Source organism: Clostridium kluyveri, assembly GCF_001902295.1.
In the GTDB taxonomy this organism is placed as follows: domain Bacteria; phylum Bacillota; class Clostridia; order Clostridiales; family Clostridiaceae; genus Clostridium_B; species Clostridium_B kluyveri_B.
Map to the genome: position 1 here is coordinate 3,437,587 of NZ_CP018335.1, position 18,889 is coordinate 3,456,475.

Annotated in this window: 20 protein-coding genes and 3 pseudogenes; 11 read left to right on the plus strand and 12 right to left on the minus strand. The window is 29.4% G+C overall.

Annotated features, from left to right (window positions below; translation table 11 throughout):
- Positions 1 to 11 precede the first annotated feature (11 nt).
- From BS101_RS16625 to BS101_RS16640, 4 genes are read right to left on the minus strand one after another with little or no spacing between them, the layout of a single operon-like run.
- Positions 12 to 1,301 carry an acyl-CoA reductase gene (locus tag BS101_RS16625; RefSeq protein WP_073539840.1) on the minus strand — a complete coding sequence of 430 codons (1,290 nt, stop codon included), beginning with the start codon at positions 1,299 to 1,301 and terminating at the stop codon, positions 12 to 14.
- Positions 1,298 to 2,404: an acyl-protein synthetase gene (locus BS101_RS16630; RefSeq protein ID WP_198039619.1), complete on the minus strand. Its 1,107-nt coding sequence runs from the start codon at positions 2,402 to 2,404 to the stop codon at positions 1,298 to 1,300. The genes BS101_RS16625 and BS101_RS16630 overlap by 4 nt, the downstream gene beginning before the upstream one ends.
- A gap of 35 nt (positions 2,405 to 2,439) precedes the next feature.
- Positions 2,440 to 3,909 (minus strand): AMP-binding protein, encoded by a 1,470-nt coding sequence (locus BS101_RS16635; protein WP_073539842.1) that lies wholly within the window; start codon positions 3,907 to 3,909, stop codon positions 2,440 to 2,442.
- On the minus strand, positions 3,906 to 4,148 hold the full coding sequence (locus tag BS101_RS16640; protein ID WP_073539843.1) for an acyl carrier protein: 243 nt from the start codon (positions 4,146 to 4,148) through the stop codon (positions 3,906 to 3,908). The genes BS101_RS16635 and BS101_RS16640 overlap by 4 nt, the downstream gene beginning before the upstream one ends.
- A 321-nt stretch (positions 4,149 to 4,469) precedes the next feature.
- Between BS101_RS16640 and BS101_RS16645 the strand changes: the two genes are divergently transcribed.
- The gene (locus BS101_RS16645) at positions 4,470 to 5,120 is read left to right on the plus strand and encodes a cupin domain-containing protein (protein WP_073539844.1); all 651 of its coding nucleotides are present in this window, start codon (positions 4,470 to 4,472) and stop codon (positions 5,118 to 5,120) included.
- Between the two features lie 53 nt (positions 5,121 to 5,173).
- On the opposite strand, the gene BS101_RS16650 is transcribed toward BS101_RS16645, so the two are convergent.
- Complete coding sequence (locus BS101_RS16650) at positions 5,174 to 6,205, minus strand: G1 family glutamic endopeptidase (RefSeq protein WP_073539845.1); 1,032 nt, start codon at positions 6,203 to 6,205, stop codon at positions 5,174 to 5,176.
- Positions 6,206 to 6,470: 265 nt separating this feature from the next.
- On the opposite strand from BS101_RS16650, the gene BS101_RS16655 reads away from it, so the two are divergent.
- A complete protein-coding gene (locus tag BS101_RS16655; protein WP_073539846.1) occupies positions 6,471 to 6,977 on the plus strand; it encodes a PH domain-containing protein in 507 nt (168 codons plus the stop codon).
- The gene (locus BS101_RS16660) at positions 6,961 to 8,373 is read left to right on the plus strand and encodes a PH domain-containing protein (protein ID WP_242951312.1); all 1,413 of its coding nucleotides are present in this window, start codon (positions 6,961 to 6,963) and stop codon (positions 8,371 to 8,373) included. The genes BS101_RS16655 and BS101_RS16660 overlap by 17 nt, the downstream gene beginning before the upstream one ends.
- Here BS101_RS16660 and BS101_RS22935 read toward each other — a convergent pair.
- Positions 8,347 to 8,505: pseudogene (locus BS101_RS22935) on the minus strand (ABC transporter); the annotation flags it as partial. The gene BS101_RS16660 and the pseudogene BS101_RS22935 overlap by 27 nt on opposite strands.
- Before the next feature lie 334 nt (positions 8,506 to 8,839).
- Positions 8,840 to 9,475: pseudogene (locus tag BS101_RS22440) on the minus strand (DUF4351 domain-containing protein); the annotation flags it as partial.
- A gap of 28 nt (positions 9,476 to 9,503) precedes the next feature.
- On the opposite strand from BS101_RS22440, the pseudogene BS101_RS22445 reads away from it, so the two are divergent.
- Positions 9,504 to 9,866, plus strand: a pseudogene (locus tag BS101_RS22445) (transposase); the annotation flags it as partial.
- 512 nt (positions 9,867 to 10,378) lie between these two features.
- Here the strand turns inward: BS101_RS22445 and BS101_RS23460 are convergent.
- Entirely contained in the window at positions 10,379 to 10,579 is a 201-nt protein-coding gene (locus BS101_RS23460) for a hypothetical protein (protein ID WP_073539849.1), read from the minus strand.
- Between the two features lie 342 nt (positions 10,580 to 10,921).
- On the opposite strand from BS101_RS23460, the gene BS101_RS16680 reads away from it, so the two are divergent.
- Together BS101_RS16680 and BS101_RS16685 are read left to right on the plus strand one after the other, a co-directional pair.
- Positions 10,922 to 11,317 carry a hypothetical protein gene (locus tag BS101_RS16680; RefSeq protein WP_073539850.1) on the plus strand — a complete coding sequence of 132 codons (396 nt, stop codon included), beginning with the start codon at positions 10,922 to 10,924 and terminating at the stop codon, positions 11,315 to 11,317.
- A 202-nt stretch (positions 11,318 to 11,519) separates the two neighbouring features.
- Entirely contained in the window at positions 11,520 to 12,407 is an 888-nt protein-coding gene (locus BS101_RS16685) for an IS110 family transposase (protein WP_347472786.1), read from the plus strand.
- Positions 12,408 to 12,448: 41 nt separating this feature from the next.
- Here the strand turns inward: BS101_RS16685 and BS101_RS16690 are convergent, their stop codons facing one another.
- The 4 genes from BS101_RS16690 to BS101_RS24290 are packed head-to-tail and all read right to left on the minus strand — an operon-like array spanning position 12,449 to position 15,131.
- A complete protein-coding gene (locus tag BS101_RS16690; protein WP_242951313.1) occupies positions 12,449 to 12,742 on the minus strand; it encodes an endoglucanase in 294 nt (97 codons plus the stop codon).
- An 8-nt stretch (positions 12,743 to 12,750) separates the two neighbouring features.
- Positions 12,751 to 13,209, minus strand: a complete 459-nt coding sequence (locus BS101_RS16695) for an SMI1/KNR4 family protein (RefSeq protein ID WP_073539851.1) — start codon at positions 13,207 to 13,209, stop codon at positions 12,751 to 12,753.
- Positions 13,210 to 13,236: 27 nt separating this feature from the next.
- Positions 13,237 to 14,949: a hypothetical protein gene (locus tag BS101_RS16700; protein ID WP_073539852.1), complete on the minus strand. Its 1,713-nt coding sequence runs from the start codon at positions 14,947 to 14,949 to the stop codon at positions 13,237 to 13,239.
- A gap of 53 nt (positions 14,950 to 15,002) precedes the next feature.
- The gene (locus BS101_RS24290; protein WP_265874829.1) at positions 15,003 to 15,131 is read right to left on the minus strand and encodes a hypothetical protein; all 129 of its coding nucleotides are present in this window, start codon (positions 15,129 to 15,131) and stop codon (positions 15,003 to 15,005) included.
- A 599-nt stretch (positions 15,132 to 15,730) separates the two neighbouring features.
- Between BS101_RS24290 and BS101_RS16705 the strand changes: the two genes are divergently transcribed.
- The 5 genes from BS101_RS16705 (at position 15,731) to BS101_RS16725 (ending at position 18,888) form a co-directional block, all read left to right on the plus strand.
- Positions 15,731 to 15,889 carry an aspartyl-phosphate phosphatase Spo0E family protein gene (locus tag BS101_RS16705; protein ID WP_073539853.1) on the plus strand — a complete coding sequence of 53 codons (159 nt, stop codon included), beginning with the start codon at positions 15,731 to 15,733 and terminating at the stop codon, positions 15,887 to 15,889.
- A gap of 132 nt (positions 15,890 to 16,021) precedes the next feature.
- Positions 16,022 to 16,129 carry a cyclic lactone autoinducer peptide gene (locus tag BS101_RS16710; protein ID WP_073539854.1) on the plus strand — a complete coding sequence of 36 codons (108 nt, stop codon included), beginning with the start codon at positions 16,022 to 16,024 and terminating at the stop codon, positions 16,127 to 16,129.
- A 117-nt stretch (positions 16,130 to 16,246) separates the two neighbouring features.
- Positions 16,247 to 17,569, plus strand: a complete 1,323-nt coding sequence (locus BS101_RS16715) for a sensor histidine kinase (protein ID WP_073541374.1) — start codon at positions 16,247 to 16,249, stop codon at positions 17,567 to 17,569.
- 72 nt (positions 17,570 to 17,641) lie between these two features.
- Positions 17,642 to 18,259, plus strand: coding sequence for a GNAT family N-acetyltransferase (locus BS101_RS16720; RefSeq protein WP_073539855.1), 618 nt, complete (start codon positions 17,642 to 17,644; stop codon positions 18,257 to 18,259).
- 113 nt (positions 18,260 to 18,372) lie between these two features.
- Positions 18,373 to 18,888 (plus strand): TetR/AcrR family transcriptional regulator, encoded by a 516-nt coding sequence (locus tag BS101_RS16725; RefSeq protein ID WP_073539856.1) that lies wholly within the window; start codon positions 18,373 to 18,375, stop codon positions 18,886 to 18,888.
- Position 18,889 lies beyond the last annotated feature (1 nt).

Below are 18,889 nucleotides of genomic sequence, written 5' to 3' on the forward strand. Positions count from 1 at the left end.
TTCTATAAGTCTTAAATATTTACACTACACCACGTTACAAGTTCATTTATCATAAAATTCCCATCCCATGGAGAATCATAAATATTCATAGTTCCTACACCTACCACTCTATTTACTCCAAAGGATGTAACCCTATCTGAAAATTTAAAAAGTTTGCCTTTATCTGAAATAGCATGCCCTATAGTTTGAATTCTTCGGGTAATCAAATTCTCTATATCAAATATGCTTTCTATTTCCTTTACAAAAATACATCTTCCACCTAGGGGCTCTTCCAACACTATTTCGTCATTAATTAAAATAGTATATTCAAGTCCTCTGCTGCAGCAGATATCCTTATCCGGTTCAAGACTATACACTCCTCTTTCATTTATAATCTTTGCACAGGTACTTTCATCCAGCAGGTCATTATATCTTTTGCCTATCTTTTCAAAGGATTTCTTTAACATGCCAATTATATCTTTTAAAGAAATAGAACTTTTTTCCACAAAAAGTACTTGAGGAGACGAACAGGCTTTTTGCTGAAATAAAACTATATCCATCACTAATTTATCCATATAAGAAAAGCACTTATCACTTTCAATAACTTCCCTGTCAAATACGGCAAAAGAATACTTTGGCCCAAATACAACATCCTTACAGGTGGTTTTTTTAGGAAGTGATGCAATGTAATCTACCGCCTCTTCTCCTCCCCATACAATTCTTGCATCCGCCATAATGGACATGGATTTATTTAAGGATTCATCTTCCCTCGGAAAATATACTAAACATATATTTTTAAGTAAATCTTTAGAATGATATACTTTTTCCTCATAAACTACCTGTATATCATCCAAAGGCTTCAGCAGTCTTAAAACCAGGGCCATACTTTTTTCAGGAACTTTTACAAGATTTGAATTTCCTGCTATAAGCGATTGAAAAATTGAATAAAGTGCAAGAGTGCTCACATTTCCCGCTATCCAGTGGCAGCTTATTCCCCTTGCCTGTGCTTTTACATACTTATCATTTCCTATAGATACAAACTCATCTAAATACTTTTCATCCTTCAAACTCATCTTTATCAACTTTTCTATATTTGATTTTCTGAAATAAAATGACAGATAAGACACTCCTTGAATTTTAAGAAGTTTTTTATCCCTACTCAGTCTTTTACTATACTCATCTAGTATAAGTACACTAGCTTGGGTAGGCATAGAATTTAACAATTTTAAGTTTGATTTCAAAATATCATTTACACGGCTGAAATTATTGAAGCTTATCTCTTTTTCATAAAGGTATCCATCTAATGAATAACAATCTATCATTTTTTCTCCTCCCTTTCTGCAAAAGTATCTCCACAGCCTCTTGTTTCAGCTTTTTCTATTCTAGATCTAAACTTAAAATATTTTCCCCGTCTTCCACAGCTGCAATCATCAATTCCTATAAATTCACCTACATCTTCTGTTAAAATACCTTGAGAAGGATAACTGGTTCCAAGGATACTCAATACTTCTATTATTCCCTGTTGTTCAACCTCTACTTCCTCTAAAGTATTGAAATCTCTTATTATAATATCTGCAAAATCCGGTACATGTTTATATCCACATTCACAATCCACAAACACCACACCCAGCTGTTCCACCATTCCATAAAAATCCATTACATTACTTTTTTCAGTACCAAATATCTCAGCTGTCACTCTATTAAATTCCTCTTTTTCAACACTTTCTGACACAAGCTTCTTCCACCCACCGCTGTGTAAAAGTTTCATTTTAGGAAGGGATAGTTTAATATTTTTTTTCTTTAACTGTGTTACAAACTTACTCCATATTATATAGGTAAATCCATAAACCAATATTTCCTTATTTTTATTCTCTTCCTCAAATTTTTTTAGCCTAGGCAGGTTGATTTCAAGTTCTCCATCTTCTTCATCCATAACATAGGTTATACTGCTTGCAAAATTGCTAATTCCCCTAATTGCTGCCCCTCTGGCATTTAACACTCCCTTATTTTTGTTTACATTTCCCGTGTCTAAAACTAAAAGGGGCTTTCTGGTAACTCCTAAAAAACTCTTTAATGTATTTATAAGTGCCTGAGATTGTCTTATAGATGTACCTTTATCCAGATATATCTTGCTTGGAGTCTTTGAAGTTGTGGAACTAGAATTCAATACTCTTATTACATCTTCTTTTCTGCAGGTTAAAAGGTCAAATATCTTAAACATGTTTACTGGAATAAATGGCACTTGGCTGAGCTTTGAAATTTTAGAAATATCTATTGAAAGTTTCCTATACATACTTCCTACATTTGGATTAACTTCATTTAATGCAAGCTGTTTTTTAATTATTTCAATCAGCATACCTTCTTTTTCTTCCTGGAGCATTTCAAATTGATCCCTGAAAATTATATTTTCTATTAAAGGCTTCATATCCACAGCATATCTCACCTATTTCCATACTTATTTTACATATCTTTTAACTTTGCAAACAATACTTTTCCCGAAGAATTTTTGGGAAGCTGCGATAAAAACTGAACATATTTAGGCAACTTGTATCTTGGTAATACTGAAGAACAATAGTCAATTATATACTTGTCATCTATAGAAGAATTTTTATCTTTTAAAACCACAAAAGCCTTTATAGCCTCCCCTAGAATATCATCCTCTACTCCTATGACAGCACACTCAACCACTTCTTTTATGCTGCATATAGTATTTTCAATCTCCTTAGGACTTATTCTATTTCCCGCACACTTTATTATATTTTTTTCTCTGGAAACCACAAATATATATCCATCTTCATCCCTAAAAGCTAAATCTCCCGTGTACAAAAGACCATTTTTCAGCACCTTTTTGGTTTCTTCCTGGTCATTAAAATATCCCTTCATTATATTTCCGCCTCTTGCAGCTATTTCTCCCACCTCTCCCACAGAGGTAGGATTTCCTTCTTTATTTAATACCACAAGCTCTGTTCCCGGAATACCACATCCTATGGAGCCCAATTTATTTTTAATCTGCTCTGGAGGCAGATATGACAATCTAGCTGTAGCCTCAGTTTGTCCATACATAATATATACGTCAGTTCCTTCAAGTGCTTCGCATAGTTCCGATATGAATACTTCTGGAAGCCTGCCGCCTGCCTGGGTTACATACCTTAGTGAAGGTAGCTTGGCTGTCTTAATACTGGTCATTCTAAGTAATATCTGATAGGTACTTGGCACTCCCGCAAAACCAGTGCAGTTATATTTTTTTATATCTCCTATAACTGTTTCAGGAAACATAAACCTATTATTTATTACAAGGCTCCCACCACATCTAAAATGTGTGTTCAAAAGAGATGTTCCATAGCAATAGTAAAAGGGAAGTACCACTTCCACCCTGTCATTTTTAGTCAATTTCAAATACTCCATTATGGAATTGGTATTGTACATGAGATTATAATGAGTAAGCATTACCCCCTTTGGTTTTGAAGTAGAACCCGATGTAAACATAATAAGTGCCGTATCTTCTTTTTCATTTATAAAGCCGCTTGAATTAGTTTCATCTTTACTTGCCCAAATACTTTCCTCACTATATACCATGATGTCCCTACAGACTATCTTATCTACTTTATTTCTGTATTTTTTCTGGCAAAATACTATTTTTATTTTTAAAATATCCATAATATACCTCATATCGTTTTCAGATATGGTGGGGTTTACAGGGACACATATGCTTCCATTTTTAATTATTCCAAAATAAGTTTTTATAAAAAAAACAGAATTGTCTGAAATAACAAGTACACTATTTTCTTTTAAACATCCATTTTCCTGTAATAAATAAGTTACATAATTTACGCCACCATAAATTTCCCTGTAACTTATCTTATTTTTATCTATTACTGCTATTTTATCTGAATCTTTAAACTCTTCAAAAACATAATCAGTAAAAGTCATATTTCTACCCCATATTTTTTTAATATCTTCTTTACATCTCCAATAGTGTACATTCTGGATATATCCACTACATCAAAATCCACTCCAAATTCTTCTGATAGTCCTGTAACCAACTCTACATGAGCCAGAGAATCCCATGCCTCTATTTCATCTGGGCCTAATTCATCTTTGATATCCGCTGTATCTTTTATATTTAACGTATCACAAATTATCTTATTGAATTTATCTATTTTTTCCATGATTATATCCCTCCAAAAATATATTAATTACATTAATTAAAGCAATTATCATGCCACTTTTAAAAAATGTCCCAATCTCAAGGATATATAAATTCTCCAAATAACTCCATTGCATTAATGCAACAAAATTATTAAATTTTTGTACAATACAATAGTGAACGTGCCCTATATACCTATGTTGCAATTTTGCATACTATTTCACTTTTGCAGTTACATTTAGCTTATCCCACAGGACGTAAAATATAAGTTACAGTTCCTATGATCACATTTCCAAAGATTATAACATATTATAGTTTTGTAATATTATGAGAGGAAAAAAATATGTATAATAATTATAATATGTATCCCTGTTATTATTATGGAAATACACAAGACTATGCTTCAGATATGATATATGATACTTATAATATGTATCCCTGTCCCTATTTTGCAATTTATCCTTCGGATTTTTGGAGAGGATATAATGAGCCCTACATTCCTTATGATGACCAAATCGAATACGATTCAAGACTAGATTCTTCGCCCCCATCAAAAAATGAGGTTTCAATTGAATTAAGAGATTACGGGCCACAGCCCTTTGTAGTTGATATTAATAAAGTTACCAGAGAAAATAATACTTTTCGTACTGCTTTATGGACAGGATCTCATCTTCAAGTTACTTTAATGAGCATAAATGTAGGAGAGGATATAGGTTTGGAAATTCATCCAGATGTTGATCAATTCATCCGTGTTGAAAAAGGACAAGGACTTGTTAAAATGGGAAAAAGTAAACACAATTTAGATTTTCAAACAAAGGTTTATGATGACTTTGCAATTATGATACCTGCTGGCACATGGCACAATGTTGTAAATACAGGTAATACACCTCTTAAAGTTTATTCTATTTACGCACCACCCAATCATCCGCGCGGCACAGTTCATGTTACTAAAGAGGAGGCAGAAGCTGCAGAGGGAGACAAAATATCAAAATAGCTTCTAAAAGATAGGAGTTTGAATGAATTCCTTTTAGTTAAAGAGGTTAGAAATTAATCTAACCTCTTATTTGTATTGTAATAAATTAGTAATGTTATGGACTCTTCTGAATGGAATTGGCCGCTGAGATTATCTATGTTCCTTTGCCTTGGTGGAGTATTATTAAATCTATGTCTAAAGTTAGGGTCAATACTTGGTCTATTATTTAAGTTACTATTAGAAACTGCTGTAGTTGCGGTAAAGGACTCTCCATCTGCTCCCAGTGAAGAAGGATAAATTACAATATTTCCACTGCTTGACTCCATTGCAACAGGACGAATTGTATTACTAGAATCACTTAAAGAATTGCCATTAACTTTGGCAGATTCATACTTTACTACATCTGTATTTGCAAGAGGTACAAGCTTACCATATACATCTGATGGATCTTCACTTATCCACTCTGCAGATGTACCAATTCCTTCAGCATAAGAGGAATCTAATGTGGTGTATATGTTTTCAGTTTTTATTTCGCCACTAGGTGTAGTGGCTGTAAATGTCAGATTCCATGTAGAACCTGATGAATTATATATATTTACATTAATAGTAGAATTAATTGGTATGGTCATTATATTTTGGGCAACATCGGGTAATTGCTCCCAGAATACTACTGCAACAGGTTGTCCATTTTCTAGTTGTTCCATAGTTCCCATTTGAAGTAAATCTGAAGAATCTACCCCCCCTAAGCCAATCCATTGTGCAGCCACCGCATTTTCATTATTTGAAGAAATGCCGGGAACTGTCCAGCTTCCAGAAATACTGGTATAACTATCACTTTTTGACGCAGGTGTAACTATATATCCTGCCCAATTGCTGGATTTCTCCGTATTATCGGGAAGATCTACTGTAGTTTCATTATTTTCAGATTGATAATCTTGAATTGGATGGATTAAATTTGGTCCTGGAAAACAGTAGTTTGATAAAATATATTTATTATTAACAATATTATAAGGCCATTCTTTTGCAATAACAGAACTGCTTCCTAAGAGTAACAATACTGATAATAATAAAATTTGAAATTTTTTAAATATATTTTTCACTTTCATTACTAAAATTTTCACCTCTCTTTATATTTAAGTTTATTTAAATTATAATAATGAATGTGTTACGAAATTATGGCAATAATATTATTTTAATGTAAATTTTTTATTAATGATGTTAAAATTATTATTAAGATTTCCTGTTCAAAAGAAATTACAGTAGCCAGTACAATCTCATAACAGTTTTGCAGTCATATTATTGATAATAAGTACCTGCTATTATAAAATATAATAACGAGTATAAAAAATTCATAACATACAAGGAGAGAATATGAATATTCAAAATGAGCTTAAAACCTATGAAAAAATTCATAAGAATGCCATAAAGACATGGATAATTTCAAAAACTATAACAAGTATCATAATTATTGCTATTTATATCTTAGTAATGCAGCTATTTCTCATCCCCAAATTTGGACACATCCTTTTAGTTAAATATATAACCTATATATTGGCATTAATTATAATATCTATCTCCATAGTAGACACATTTGTAGGATCTTTTTTAGAGTACAAGCAGTGGAAATATGCCATATTTGAAGATAAGGTTGAATTAATAAAGGGTATTATCATAAGAGAAAAGACAATAATCCCCATGTCAAGAATACAAAATTTAAAAATAAAACAGGGACCCATTCAAAGAATCTATAAAATAACTTCTGTAAATATAATAACTGCAGGAGGCCATCATGAAATACCTGCGTTACCTGTGGAAAAAGCAGAAAAAATCACTAAAAATCTTAATTTACTTATAGAAGCGGGTGAAAAAATTGAATAAAATAGAGAGGAACCATATTTTAAGACTATTTTATGATTTTATAAATATGATTAAAAATTTTATATTCCTTGCAATCATATCAATAGGAGTTTTGATAACTAAAATAGGATTTATAAAATCTATCTTAATATCAGCTATTTTAATTATAGTTATTATTTTATACCAATTTCTGGCCTGGAGAAAAAATTTCTTCATAGTAAAAACAAACTCAATATATCATGAAGAAGGAACTTTTAGCATAAAAAAAATTGAAATACCATTAGATAGAATTAATACAATAGATATTTCTCAAAAACTTTTAGAAAGAATTTTCAAAGTAGCTACTATTAAAATTGATACAGGAGATACAAATAAAGATAGTGAATTAAAATTTACTTTAGATAAGGATAAAACAGAAACCCTTAAAAATATTCTGCTTAAAAATCAAAATATTACTACAAACACCCCTGAAGAAGATAATCAGCTTTATTATATCCTAAGTTCAAAACACTTACTTATATATTCACTTATTTCAAATTCATTATTTAAGGGGCTTGGACTATTATTGGTTGCACAACAGTTTCTCGATGATTATTTTAAAGCATTTACTAACATAAATACTTCAGACTACATAAATAAATTACAAAAATACAAAATTTATAATAATATAAAGATTATATTCTTTTTTGTGATTACCTTGATATTTATTAGCCTTTGCTTGTCTATTATATATAATTTCTTTAAATACTATAATTTTAAAATGTGGGCAGATGAAAAAAATATTTATATAAATTATGGAGCCTTAAATAAAAAAAGTTACAATTTTTACAAAGAAAAGGTAAAAGGTATACATATAAAACAAACTATTTTAATGCAATATTTTAAATTTTTCACTCTGGAAATTGAAAGTATAGGCTATGGAGATGAAGAAGGAGAAAAATCCATATTATACCCAATATGCAATGCTTCTCTTAAAAATCACATTCTTAAAAATATACTTGAGGAATTTCAATATACAGGGGAAATAAATAAACCTCCTAAAAATACATACTTTAGATTTTTATATAAAAAATTTATACTCTGGGCTGTTACAGCAACCATCTGCTTTTTTATAAAATCCAAATTTGCATTATTGAGTTTCATATTTTTATTATTCCTATTTATCATGGGACACCTAGAATTTAAAAACACTGCCTTTGGGATGGATAAAAATATAGTCTATATGTGCTGCCATGGCTTTAACAAAACACAATCTCTGTTAAAAATAAATGCAGTACAATCCATGACTCTGTCCTACAGTTACTTTCAATACAATAAAGGACTTTGTAACTATAGTGTTATTTTATACAGTTCTTCTTTCGGTAAAACATTGCAGGTAAAAAATTTAAAAAATAATCTTGCAAGGGGAGTTTTTTAAGATTCTCCTTGCAACAGATACACGCTGTTCCTCGCCACCAGACAAGTAAACTCCCCCTTCTCCAATAAGAGTATCATATCCCTTAAGTAAATTTTCAATAAATTCATAACATTGGGCAGCCTTGGCAGCTTCTAAATCCATTGGACAATTTCACTCTAAGTCCATAAAGAATACAAAAAGCTGCTACATGAGAACTCATAAGACTTCCATACATGAATAACAACCCTAAAATGAGACATAAAGGCCATCATTTTTATTTTGATTCTCCTGAGAAATCAAGCTATTTAATATTTATATACTTATAATAACATTTAGATAAAAAAAGAGCCTTAAATTGCTCTAAAAATCTCAATGCATTAATTTGTAATATATGGTAATCATAAAGCATCTGCCATTACAGCAAATGCTTTATTTGTGAATGGTCTGCCCAAACTTGGCTGCTGTGCCAAGGAGAACTGCTGCCTAATCATGACAAATATCCCTCTATATCTTCTAATTTTTCTATATCTAAAATATTTTCAATAATCAAATTTAGTTCATTACTACTTGCTTTTTTTATCCTTTCACTAAAAGTTCTATTTGAACAATTAAATTTCTTATTGACCAGCTTCAGAACCCTTTCTACATCCCTTAATCTAGCTTCTTCTCTCCCTTCTTCTCTCCCTTCTTTTCTTCCTTCCTCTCTCCTTTTTTGTGTATAGTGTATTTTCCTTATTTCATCAACAGACATACTAAATACACCTCCCTGTAATTTTTTAAATTCCTCATATTTACCTTCCAGTTCTAAGTTTTCAATTAAAAATAAATATTCCAGAAAATCTACTAATGCCTTTATCTGTTCATTGTTTTTTACTTTATCATAATTTTTAAGTTCTTTTGCCAATTCCATTTTTGCATTATATATTTCTTCATCTGCTGCACCTGTATTTAATAATTTTTTACCTATTTTAAATACTATTTTCAATGGATTTTCATCACTTATACTTTCCAGTTCTATTTTTTCAACATCCACAGTTCTGAAATTATATACCAGTGTATCCTCCTCAAGTTCCGGTAATTTATATACGTATCTTTTATCTTTTCCTCTTTCTCCTTTATAGGTATCAAAGTTTCGTACCTATTTTAAACCAAAACTATTAAATGAAATACAAGTAAATTTAGCATACAGATGGTTTTTAGAAATAGATCTAGATGAAAAAATACCAGATAGGACATCTTTATGTAAGAATATAAATGGAAGATTTAGAAATTCTAATTTATTTCAAGAAATATTTGATGAAATCGTTAGGCTTTGTATAAAGGAAAATATAGTTGGTGGAAAGTTATTATTAACTGATTCCACTCATATTAAACCTAACGCTTCAAAAGAAAGGCATGAAACTATATTGGTTTACGAAGGTCCTAATGAATATAATAGAAGACTTGACCTTAGAGCGAAAGCTCTCGCTTATAAAGTTAAAGAAAATAATCCAAACAGTAAAAGGAATACTTTTGCGTGTTTTTCAATACCTTTATTTGAAATAAATATAATTAAATACATTAAAATGATTATGCTAATTTTAAGAAGATCATAATTTAATTTAAAAATACATATCATCAATAAATATAAAATTATCAATAGTATAGTACTAAAAGTTAATATAAATTTAATTCTTTTATAATTTTCGTGGTTTAGTTTATTTGATTTTAGTAAAGTTAGATTATTTTTACCTATTGTTAAACTCACGAAAAAATTATTATAATATTGTTTGAAAAAACAATAAATACCTATTAAGTAGACTAGTATAGTTATTGTTGCAAAAATAATAAATAAATAATAAATCATGATATATATCTCCTTTTCACATCTTTAATCTTCTAATTAGCTTTTTTTAAAACTTCTTATCATCCCCAATTCATTTTTATCAGTCAGTTTCACAATTGTCTATTATTTAAATGTGTGTAGTTCATAAATAATATTTAAAAATAAACTTACAAATTATTGTGGTAATACAGGATAAATATATTAAAATGTAATTTCAGGAATCAATCTATAAGTTCCTGTACTTGTAGATACTTTTCCCTCAAGTTGAAATACCCAGGGACTTTTCAAAATTTTATTATTAGTAACTGGTACATCGGCAACATAAGTATACATAGATATATTAATCCATTTGAGAGGGATTTTCGTTGTTTCTATTTTAATTAATATAACTACACACCTCATTATTTTATCGTATATATTAAGTGAAGCTTAATATATATGGTATTTATATAAGAAATAACCATATATTAACTTAAGTTCAATGGAAAATCTTACTTTTTTAATATTTTTAAAATTGTAGGATATACGATTTTCATATATAATAGACCTAAGAATTCAGACAAAAAATCTTGACTTTTAATTAGGTTCTCTATAATATTTTTTATCCGATTTTAGACTCATCAAACGCATTTTCACGATGGACTTCCACCACAGTGAATTTCTGTTTTTTGTACAAGCTACTCTGCTTGCTAACCTAACTATGTAAACATGCTAAAAAATTGTCTTGACAAAGGAGAACACTTTATGGAACAAAATAAAAAAATAGATTTATTGGAATATAAAATAAAACTTATTCATACGATAATTACAAGTATGGATAATTATAAATTTGACTTTTTTAGCTTTATAATAGACCACGACATAACTGAATATCAAACGAAATTAATACTAAAAAGTTTGGCGATATTAAAAGATAGACTAGAATGCAGTGAAATATCTCAATTAGAGAATGACCATGCTGAACTTAATATGTTAATCTCTAATAAAAAGCCATCATTCAAAGAATTTAAAGAATTTATCGAGTTAAATATCAACAAAGAAATTAATTCAAAATATCTACTTATGAGTCTACATAGACAAAAAATTAATGTTGATATTTGTAAATATTTACTTGATGATTCAAAAAAACAAAAAATCTAATATTGCTAATTTCATAATGAAGGTGATTTTTATGTATATTGTTGGTATTGATATTGGTTAAAATAATCATGAAGCTACTATTATTGATGGTACTGGCGCTATCATTGGTAAATCACTTAAATTTACAAACTCTCATAATGGTGCAAATAAGTTAATTGAGTACATATCTAAAAATATTAGTTCTTCTGAAGTTATCTTTGGTTTGGAAGCTACAGGACATTATTGGCTTTCATTTATCATTGCTGAAGTCATAAGATTTGGTAGATTCACAACAACTCAACTTGCAGATGACAAATTACTTTCACTAAGACAACTTTGCAGATATCGATTATCTCTAGTTGATAGTGTTTCTGAGCTTAAATGCAGAATAATCACAGTTCTAGATCAAGTTTTTCATGAATATGAAAGGCTGTTTTCCGATACTTGGGGATCTAGTTCTAAAGCCCTTCTTGAAAAATATCAAACACCTGAAGATATATTAGCACTTGATATATCTGAACTAGCTAATTTCTTAAAAACACATAGTCGCGGTCAGCTTGGCTATGTCAAAGCAGAAAAAATTAAAGATGCAGCTCAAAATACTTTTGGAATTAAAATTGCTCAAAGTGCTTTCAAATTTCAACTTAAACAACTTATTGACCAAGTATTATTTATAGAAAACCAAATTAAGAGTTTGGATGAAGAAATTGAATTTTATTATAATCAATTTGATTCCCATTTAACTTCAACTCCTGGTATCGGATCTATAACTGCTTCTATTATTCTTAGTGAGATTGGAGACATAACTCGCTTTAAGAATGCATCAAGCCTTGTTGCTTATGCTGGCATTGACCCTACTGTAAAACAATCTGGCCAATTCTTAGCCAATAACAATAAAATGTCCAAGCGTGGTTCTCCATATCTACGACGTGCCTTATTTCTTGCTGCTTCAACCTGTACTTTACGCGAGAGTCCTCTTAATGACTATTATAACAAAAAACGAAGTGAGGGTAAGCACCATCTTACTGCCGTTGGAGCGATAGCACTTAATCTCACGCATATTGTTTTTGCTATTATGAGAGATAATAAGGACTATGTCCCTATGGCATAGTCCTTACTTAATATAAAGTTACATTTTAAAAAGCATTAGTTTTAATGTTCTTTTTGTTGTACCATAAAATCCAAAGTTTCCAAAGCTTCTTTAGCAGCATCAACAATATTTTGATTATCTGATAGTAAATAATTACTTATTACATTTCTATATTGTATTTTACCACTTGACCCTAATATTGTAATAATGTTTTCTAAAATTTGACTAGATTCAACATTTAAGTATTCATTTAAAAATGATATATCAAAGTCTTCTAAATGTGAAATATGTAAAAATGCTGTACAAATAACATCTATACATGCCCCTATGATTTCATTATTAGTAGTATTTAGCAACTCTTTTTTTATTTTTTCATATAATAATTCGTCTCTTGATCCATCTTTATGAGAAAATCCTTTAAGGATTCCGCAACTTTCCTACCAAAGTAATAAACTGCACCATTATCTTCTCCATCTAGTTTCAGTGTTAAGAAGTCTCCCTCTCCGCCCAAATCAAAGAAGATAAGTTCATTACTTTCATATAAATCCCTATCTACGTAACTATATACTTCATCTTCACAATAAAAATCAGCTATATCACTAGGATGCATTATTCTATTAGTGTGTACCTTATCATCCTTGCATAAGAATCCGTAACCAATTTCTGAATAAAATTCTTTTAATTCATTTGGAAAATTATTTTCCATTCTATTTTCAGCATTTATGACCTCATTCTGCTCAACGCTATAAAATATATGTCTTTTTTCATTAGTGCTTTGCGGTTTATCAACTATATACTCCTTTAAAAACCGAAAATTTTTCATACTATTACTCCTCTCTAATAAATAAACTTATTTAAATATGGCTTTTATTGCACCATCAGTTCCATGTACACCGCCTTGATGCTCTCCCGGTCTAGCGGCAGGATGTAAGTTCCACCACTCTAATGGTGAATTATATACATTAGGAATTATTTCATGTGCATCATATTTATCCCCTGCTTTTATATACACATTACCATTCTTGCTTAAAACATCGTTTTCATAAGTTGGCCATGTTTGTCCAGTATTCTGCTCCCATTCAAGAATTAAATCATCCTTCTGATTGTTAAAGTCAGCCCTATGGTCTTTATAAGCTTGACCTGTCAGTTTTTGATTATGAGGATTTTTACCAATTTCCTCAATAACCGAATTTTTTTGTTCATGAGTAAGGTTTCTTCCTGTGTTAGCCTCGATATCCTCAAAGTAAGACTGCCATTCAGGATTTATAGCTTTACTCGCTCCCTTATTCCCTTCACCTTTAATCAATGAGAACAAGTCTTCACCAAAATTATGTGCTGATTTAATTGTAGCAGCACCCCCATGGGTCACAAGACCTAAACTTGCAGCGTTTAAAGCAACACCAGCAGGAGCGAGTACTACTGTACCGTCTGCCGTAAACCCTAAAAGCTCTCCTCCAGCTCCAGTTCCAGCCTCTGCAGCTCCAAATGCAAATGACCCTATATCACCAGCTAACTCACCTATTTTATATGGTATTGATTTAGGCATACTGCTTTGATTTATTCCACCAACAGTAAATACAGTCCCCCAAAAAATATTTTTATCAAGTGAATTACCTGCTCCTATTATAAAGTCTTCTCCAGACTTCTTTATAGACTTAAGAAAACCATCATTATTTGCTAGCTCTAAAAGTGGTCCATATATACTTGTGTCACCAAACTTTAATTTTAAATTATCAGCTATCTCTTGACCATTATCTTCCTTTATCGCTTGTTCTTTTAATTCAGCATACTCATCTTTACTTAATACTTTTTCTACATATGATAATAACTCTTTTTCTCCATTAGTCAAGTCATTTGGATTTTTTAGCATTAATTGTATTACTTTATTCTTATCTACTTGTCCATTTTCTGAAATAGCAGAAATACCCCTGAATTCAGATATTCCTACAGTTATTCCTGATATTCCTACAGTTATTCCTGATATTTTTGAAAATACGGAACATATATTTTCTTCCATATCTCTTACACCATTACAATATTCATTAAATGAGTCATTAAATTCTGTCAAACTTGTTGTTTGATTTTTAAGTGAATTCTGTAAATTCAAAACATCATCTGCAATGGGGAATGATGTAAAACTTAAACCATTCGCTAAATTTAATATTTCTTCAAATTTAGAATTCATCTTTTTATAATTATCTATACATTCACTAACATTGTTATTTATTTGAAATTGTCCTCCATATTGGAGTGAAATAATTCCTGTATCATCATTTGTAAGGGCTGCTCCACCCCCACTTCTTTTTATGCAGTTTACAAAATCCTCACTTTGCTTTTTTAATCTAATTGCTCTTGGCTTTTCCTCATTTTCTAAAGCATTTTTCACGTACTTTATATCTTCTATTAAATTTGTATAAAACTCCTGATTTTTAATATGCTTTTCCATAAATTTATCTTTTGCTTCACCTGACCATCCAGCTTCAGTAAGCTCTGCGATAGTTTTATTTATCCGAATGCTACCATTGCTAACACTCCCATCTTCTTCAAAGTGGGGGATAAGCACTGCTACGCACCTGGATAAGTTCTTCTAAGGTTCAGATGGAGAAATTGCATTCCTCATAAGAAAACTCCATCTGAACCTAAGAATCGCTTGATATTTTCTTTTTGTTCTTCTAATGTCTTTATAATGTTTTCATATTCATTTATTGCATTAGTTAATTCACCAATATCTAATTTAAAATCCATTTACTCCCCCTCCCCATGCACTAACCACTTTATTGTATTTTAACATTAGCAATATATATCTAATTTTTACATCAATATTCATATATTTCCTTTATTTTAATGTTTTTGCATGTACATGTCAATACGTCCTCATTCTTACTTTTAGTATTAAAAACCATTTAAGTCATTTTGAATTATCGAAGGACATTCATATATTTAGATTTATAGATTAGCTCGCATTTATTTGAAAATCCGTAGTCATTATATATCTATAATAACTACGGATTGGAATTATTTTTACAAATTAAAGCGTTTATATATTTTAAACATATTATAATTTTTTTATAAAATCTATTGACTTCTCATAGCTGGTTTCTGCTGCCAAATTGACCCAAACGACCTCTTTGAAAGAGATAAAATGCTGAAGGGTGACTAGCTAAAAACATTTTATTCTCTTTATAATATTATATCATATTATCTTTTATATCATCGATTCTTATTTAGAAATATTTCTATATTTTTGATATATATCCAAAAATTATCTTGAATAATTTATATCTTTATAATATAATATCTAAGTTATTGTAAATTAATGATAAATTAGTAGGGATGTAAATTACATGAAAGAAGTATTAGAAAAAATAAGAGATAAACTAAATAATATGTTAGATTCAGGTGAATTCACTAATGATGAAATATTGGCTGTAAGTCAAGAGTTAGACAAGCTTATCCTTGCTTATTATAGACTTGATTCAAGCTATTCGGAAAATAAAACTTAATTTTTTTGAGTTTTATTTTTTTGTAAAATATAGTAAGAAAATTTAAAATATTGTATAATTTATAAATTAAAACATTTTAGTTAGGAGGATATAAAAAATGAAATTTTCAAAAAAAATTTATTTAACAAAAGTATGAAAATATTAGGTTCTTTATCTTTGTTCCTAGCAACAATAGTTATAGTTCCAACCTGTACATTCAGTGGTTACCAACCAAAGTGTCCCGATGAACTCTTAAAATAATTAATTAAGCTTTTTATAAATGTTGTGATTAAAAGTTCTTATAAAGAACATAAAAACATTAATTTTTAATCTATAACATTCATAAAAAGCTCTAAAATGAAAGGAGATGCTATATTGATTGATGTTATAAGAGAAGTAATAATAGACATTATAGAAGCATTACTTCTTTTAGTAGTTTTTGAATCATTATATGATAAAAAAAAGTTTATAATACAGAATAAGATTAAAACAGGATTATTTCTTATATTGTTTATTTTTTTAACTTATTGGAGTACATTTCATATTCCACTAGCCTATCACACATTATTTCTTGTAATATTTGATATTCTATTACTTGCCTTCATTACAAAAATAAAGCTTTTTGATTCTGCAATTATAGTTTGTTTATTTTTTACAATAATGTTTGCTACTGAATCTTTTGTACAAATCATTGAAATGCCTATATTTAATGTGAATTTAAATCAACTTATTTCAAATTCTAGGTATTTTTATATTTTTGTAGCATCGTCCAAAATATTACAAATAATTATTATAGCAATAATTTTTCAGTTTAACTCATATTTCATTAAGCTGAAATTATTTGAAAAAGAAGGAGCTATCTTTGCTAATTTAATCATTGAATTAGGTATATTTACCCTCTTTATATTTTGTGTTAACTTTGGTATTTTTCATATAAAAAATATCCAAAGCTATAACATTATTATTTTCATTATTTATTTTATATTTCTAATATCAAAATTCAAAAATTTAAAAGAAAAGCAACTAGCTATAAATATAAATTATAAGATTCAGGAAAAACACATCAAACATATGGAAGAAATAATTAGCATAATCAGACGGGAAAAACATGATTTTGCTAACCATATTAATGTTATACAGGGATTATGTTTGTTAAATAAGCCTGATACTGTAGAGAAGATAACCACTTATGTACGAAAAATTTCAGATACAATACATTCTTCTTTTAAATATTTGGATACAGGTAATGATTACATAGACGGTCTATTATCCATAAAGAATAGCTATGCAGTAAGGAACAACATAGATTTCAACGTAATAATTAATGAACCTTTTAGTTTGTTAATTATTAGACAGGATGAATTAATAAGTATTATAAGTAATCTTGTAGATAATGCTTTTGAAGCCTTTAATAAATCAGATGTTGAAAATAAGGAAATATCTATTATAACTTTTAAGGAAGATATAAATTTTTGTATTGAGATAGCTGATAATGGAGATGTTATTCCTAAAAATATAATAGAAAAAATTTTTAATAAAGGCTTTTCTACAAAAACTAAAGAAAAGTGTGAACATGGCTTTGGATTGTATATTACTAAACAATTAATTGAGAAAAATAATGGGATCATATTTGTAGAGAGTACTACTCAGAGAACCAAACTTACAGTGAAATTTAAAATGGATCAAATAGATGGTACTTGAAAAAATTTAAGAGCATGAAGCTCTTTTTTATTGAAAAACCATTTAAATGCTATTATATATGGAGGTACTGATATGATAAGAATAAATGAAAATCAAATTGAGCCAATAGCCAGACTTTTAACAAAATGTTTTATTGATGATCCTTTGGTTATTATGCAGACAAAAGGGATAGATGATAAAAAAATATTTTTGGAAAAGCTATTTATGGCCCAATTACTTATTTTTGAAAAAACAATGGAGATATTTAGTTTAGATGATAAGCTTGATTCTGTAATAATTGGTTATGAAAAGAAGAATTATAATAGTTTTAGAACACTAATACTAAATTTAATGGCAAGCCCTAGAGTATTTCGCCTTCTCGGAAAAAAAGATTTTAAGATATATTCATCCAATGTAAAAAATACTTTAAAGGCTATTAATTTAAAATGGCAAAAAGAATTTATCATAAGTAATTATTATTACATTAAAGTAATTGCTATTGTAAATGAAGAGCGTGGTAAAGGTGTTTTTAGAAAATTGATTGCACCAACATTAAACCATTGTAATAAAAATAATATACCTATAATTTTAGAATCAAATAACCCAAACAATATATCAATCTATAAACACTTTGGTTTCAAGCTAGTCAAAACTATAGTAAAAGATGAGATAGACTTGAGGCAATATTGCTTTATAAAATACCCTGATTAAATATTTATAAAATACACTTATAGAATTATATGAATGAATATGAATTGACAAATACATATTTATCATGATAGAATATTAAAAATAGAATGAACGTTCTACATAGGAGGATACTTATGAGTTCAAAGAAGGAAGATTTATTAAATAAAGCGGAAATACTGTTTTACGAGCACAGTTTCCATTCAATTGGACTAAAGCGAGTGATCAATGAAGCAAATGTGGCTGTCATGACATTATATAACCACTTTGCTTCCAAAGAAGACTTAATTATGGAAGTATTAAAAAGAAGAGAAAAAAGATATTTTTCATATCTGGCTTCCGGTATTGCTCATACTGAAAAACCGGTTGTGGAATTAGCAAAGGCTCATCTTCAATGGCTGAAAGAGTATAGTGCAAAAGGGTGCATGTTCCTACGGGCAAAAGAGGAATTCGGAGCAGATCCCAGTAATGAGATAGTACAGTTTGTAAATCAGCACAAGCAGCGTTTGCTGTATAAGTTTTGCCAGTATGGTTTAGATGAATCAGCTGCACTTAAATTAATGATCCTGTTCGAAGGAGCAACAGCATTGGCAGAAACAGAAGATATGGAAAAAGTGGGGAAACAGTTGATAGAACTGTCCAAACTTATCTAAC